The organism is Kitasatospora sp. NPDC007106 (assembly GCF_040634455.1).
GTDB lineage: Bacteria > Actinomycetota > Actinomycetes > Streptomycetales > Streptomycetaceae > Kitasatospora > Kitasatospora arboriphila.
In genome coordinates, this window is sequence record NZ_JBEYFP010000537.1 from 1 (window position 1) to 4,114 (window position 4,114).

Sequence of the window (4,114 nt, forward strand, 5' to 3'; positions counted from 1 at the left end):
GACGCCTACAACGCCAACCCCGACTCCACGGCCGCCGCGCTGCGCGCCCTCGCGGCGATGCGCGGCGAGCGCCGCACCGTCGCCGTCCTCGGCGAGATGCGCGAACTCGGCGCCGCCGCGGCCGCCGAACACCGCGCGATCGGCGCCCTGGCCGCCGAGCTCGGCACAAGCGTGGTCGTCGCCATCGGCGACCAGGACGCCGCCGCCCTCGCGGCCGGCGCCGAGAACGGCGGCGCCGAGACCCACCTGGTGCCGGACCGCGCAGCCGCCACCAGCCTGCTGGAGAAGCTGCTGCGCCCCGGCGACCTGGTGATCGTGAAGGCGTCGCTCTCGGCAGGCCTGCAGGCCCTGGTGAAGGACCTGCTCGCGGCCTGACCAGCATGGGTGGCCGCTTCCGTGGGGTGGGCGCCCATGTCGAGGCTCGGCTCAGTCTCGCGCATCCCTCCCGTGCTTCGGCGTGGGGCCTCTGCCGGCGCGGCTGGGCGCAGCAGGTGGTGCAAGCAGCACCGGAACCGGCCGGTCTGCTGCGAGCGTGTTCGGACTGTTGCTGACGGGAAGTCTGAGTGGCGCCGCCGAGCAGCCCACAGTCGCCCCGGACGCAACCACGCCGGCCGCGGACCCGCACGCCCGGGACCTGGTGGCCGCGATGATGGACGCCGCAGCGAACCGCCCCTACGACGAAGTTGCCGATTTTCTGGGCCACTTGGACTCCGACCGTGCTCCCGCACTCGTCCCGGCCCTCCACAGGGCGGCCGCCGCACGCCCCGTCGGGGACCTGGCGCAGCTCCTCGCGCTGCTGCGCCCCCGCAACCGCGGTGCTGCTGAAGAGATCCTGCGCATCGCGGTCCTCACCCGGCAGGTCGGCGACGTCGCCGAGCCGGCCTCCCTCCTGGCAGCCGAATCCGGCAGCGGCATCCGCACGGCGCTGCCGGAGGCCGCGGCCCGTCGCCCGATTCCGGACATGGTCCAGCTGGCCCGACTCCTCTGCCCCGTCACGGGAGCCTTCGGGGCTGCGCCGGTGCTGCCGTCCTCGGATTCCGTCTCCGCCTCGTCCACCGGTGGTGCGGGGGAGCGGGACCGTGAGCCGGTGGTCACCGGAGCGGATGCCTCGGGCGTTGCGGGCGGCGCGGCCCGGCGGCCGGTCGGAGGGCGGACAAGCAGGGTGTGGCGCTGGCGGACGCGGCCGATCCCACGGGCGGAGCCTTCCACCTGACGCTCGTGATCCCCGGCCGGGACCGGAACCCGGCCTCGACGATCGCGTTCACCGTGGTGGCGGCGTTCGCATCCGGTCGGGCCCGGCCTTCCTCCTCGTGGAGGGGCCGGGCCTGTCGCATGTCAGCGGCCTCGCGGCGGTCGAGCACCGGGGGAGGTGGAGCGTTCGGCCTGTGCGGCTCTCGGTGTGCACCTCGCTTCCTGCGCCGAGCCCTGCGGCGTGGTGCGGAAACGCACCGGTGCGGCCGGACGGTCGTTGGTCTGTCGGCGCGTGAGACGGCTCATGCCCCTCGCGCCGGCCGGCGAGAAAGCCCGGCCGGCGCGGATCCCTTTGCACGAGGAGTTCCGACCGTTGACCGATTTCCACCGGCCCGGGCTGCAGCCGCGGGTGGCCTTACGCGCCGACCTGACCGCCGACGCGCTCGGTTTCCTGCGACAGTACGGCCTGCACCCGGCCCCCGAGGCGTACCTCGCGCACGGTTACGTGGACCTGTGCCTCAAGGCGTGGCCGACCGCCGGAGGGCTCCCGCTGCGCCTGGCCGTGCGGTGGGCTCTGTGGACGTGGACCACCGACGACCTGCTGGACGGAGGCCTCGGTGCCGATGCCCCGCCGGACGCGATCGAGCGACTCACCCACTCGCTGCGGCGCGTCGGCGCCGGGAGCGAGTGGCCCGCACCCTACGAGCACCCCGTCGTCCACGCGCTGGCGGAGCTGGTCCGGCAGACCCGAGCGGCCATGCCCGACCACTGGTGGCAGCGCTACCGCGAGCAGCTGGACACCTGGATCGTCGCGGCGCGCGACAAGCTGATGCACTACCTGCGGCCGGGACGGACACCAACGCTGCGCGAGTACCTGCTGCTCCGGCCGGCCGACGGCGGGATGCTGCTGGCCGCCATGTGGTGCGAACTCGCCGGCCAGTGCATCACACCGCACTGGACCGACCCCGTGGTCCACGACCTCCTCGACGCCTTCTCGACCTGCGGGATCCTCACGAACGACCTCGCGGGCGGCACCGGCGAGGGCGAGACCTTCAACGCGGTGGCCGCCCGGATGGCCGACGACGGGCTCTCGCTGGAGCAGGCGCGCCGGGAGGTGAGCGAGCGGCTCGAGGCGGAGGAACGGCGCTTCCGGTGGCTGTACTCGGCCGTCAGGCGCGGCTTCCCCGCCGAGCCACTCCCCGAAGCCGGCACCGCCACCACCAACTACCCAGGCCTGGTCCTGGACACCCGCCGCTTCGCCCTGCTCCTCGACCAGTTCCGCACGGCCCTCACCGCGTGGACGGGCACCAGCGCCCGCTACCCGGCACCCCGCCCCCGGCACCCGGCGCGCCGCGCACTTCGCAACGTCCTGGTTTCCCCCGCACGCCGCACGTGGAGGGCGGTGGGTCGGCGCTCTCGGCGCTCTCGGCGGACACGGTTGAACGGTGACGCGGTGCTCTGAACTTTCGTCCCGCCTCCCATCGCCTCCGTGCCTCAGGCCGCGGACAGGGTGTCAGGGGAGCTGGGAGGTCTGGCCCGTGACGAGAAGGCAGGCCGAGACGGTTCTGTGCCCCGACTCGCCCACGACCTCGGTGACGAGCGCGACGGCATCACCCTGATCGCCGCCGGATCCCGGGCCATCCCGGCAATTGAACGCCCGCAAGCCAGTGCCGGAGCCTCGGGTGTCACCCTCGGGCGGGGCGGCCGGACATCGAGGACCGCGGGGGCGCCGTCGTTGCTCATCGGCAGGGTTCAGATGTGGAGTTCGGGTGGGAAGCCGGTCCAGCGGAGGTCGGGGGTGAGGTGGCCGGTGTCGTTGAAGAGGAGGAGGGCCGGGGGCCGGTCGGGGGTGTAGCGGATGACGGTCAGTGCGGCGTTGGCGTGGTTGATGCCCAGCCACTGCCATTCCGGGGCGGAGAGGGCGGCCCGGACGAGCCAGCCGGTGAGGAAGTTGTGGGTGACGACGAGTTCGTGGCGTGGTTCGTCGCCGGGGACGGGGCCGGTGAAGTCCGCGAGGGCTGCTGCCGCGAGCGCGGGGCCCTGCTCGCGTTCCTGAGCGGTGAACCGGTTCAGGAACCCGGTCCAGGTGTCGGCTGCCTCCGGCGGCAGTTCCTCATGTGCGGGGAGGTAGGGAAGGTAGTCGCCGGCGGCTGGGGAGAGGTGGCGGGGGATGTTGTCGAGCTGTTCGGCGATCAGCCGGGCGGTCTGTTCGGCGCGGGCGAGGGGCCCGTGGTGGATCGCGGCCAGCGGTACCCCGCGCAGCCGTTGCCCGAGGAGGGCGGCCTGGCGGCGGCCTGCGTCCGTCAGGCGGCTCTCGTCGGGGGAGGCCTCGCCGTGGCGGGTGAGGTAGAGGTAACGGGCGGCCGTACCGCTCATGGGCGCATCCTCCAGCGGAGTCGATCTTGCGGATGCACGGACAGACGCCGACCCGTACCGGCCGGTTCCGCGAACGGTGGGCCGCTTCGCGTCGTCGGCGAGCCGCTGGCCGGACCGGGTCGGCCGGTGCCGGATGTTTGAGGACGGTGTCGCTCTCGGTGGGCCCGGTCCGGCATCGGCAGGAGCGTCTTGCGGGTGCCGGGCCGCCATGGTGGCGCCCTCGGCCGAGACACAGATCGGGGCACCACCCCGGCAACTCGGCTCCGGGACTCGTGCCGACACCCTGGCTGCAGCCTCACTCGTGTTGGTCCGTACGGCCGGCTGGCAGGGATTACAGGCGGACGATGACGAGGGCGGTGTCGTCGGTGACGCCGTCGGTGGGCAGCAGGTCGGCGAGGACGGCGTCGGCGATGGTGCGGAGTCCGCCTCCGCCATGTGCTGCCACCTCCGCCCTGTCGGTGCCGTCCGGCCGGACGGGAGCCTCGGGGGGCGTATCCGGGGACGACGGCGGCTCGGAAGAGCACACGACAGAACTCCAGACACCACT

Annotated in this window: 4 protein-coding genes; 3 read left to right on the forward strand and 1 reads right to left on the reverse strand. The window is 73.6% G+C overall.

The window, feature by feature from the left end:
• The 3 genes from ABZ641_RS27895 to ABZ641_RS27905 all read left to right on the forward strand — a co-directional run.
• A partial coding sequence (locus ABZ641_RS27895; protein ID WP_359986020.1) for a cyanophycin synthetase occupies positions 1-375 on the forward strand: 375 nt, incomplete at its 5' end.
• 157 nt (positions 376-532) lie between these two features.
• Complete coding sequence (locus ABZ641_RS27900) at positions 533-1,213, forward strand: hypothetical protein (RefSeq protein ID WP_359986023.1); 681 nt, start codon at positions 533-535, stop codon at positions 1,211-1,213.
• Positions 1,214-1,564: 351 nt separating this feature from the next.
• On the forward strand, positions 1,565-2,653 hold the full coding sequence (locus tag ABZ641_RS27905; RefSeq protein WP_359986026.1) for a terpene synthase family protein: 1,089 nt from the start codon (positions 1,565-1,567) through the stop codon (positions 2,651-2,653).
• A gap of 290 nt (positions 2,654-2,943) precedes the next feature.
• Here the strand turns inward: ABZ641_RS27905 and ABZ641_RS27910 are convergent, their stop codons facing one another.
• On the reverse strand, positions 2,944-3,567 hold the full coding sequence (locus ABZ641_RS27910; protein ID WP_359986029.1) for a histidine phosphatase family protein: 624 nt from the start codon (positions 3,565-3,567) through the stop codon (positions 2,944-2,946).
• Positions 3,568-4,114: the final 547 nt, after the last annotated feature.

Excerpts from the sequence above, each read along its gene's own strand:
- ABZ641_RS27910 (WP_359986029.1), bottom strand. The coding sequence starts at position 3,567 with ATGAGCGGTACGGCCGCCCGTTACCTCTACCTCACCCGCCACGGCGAG.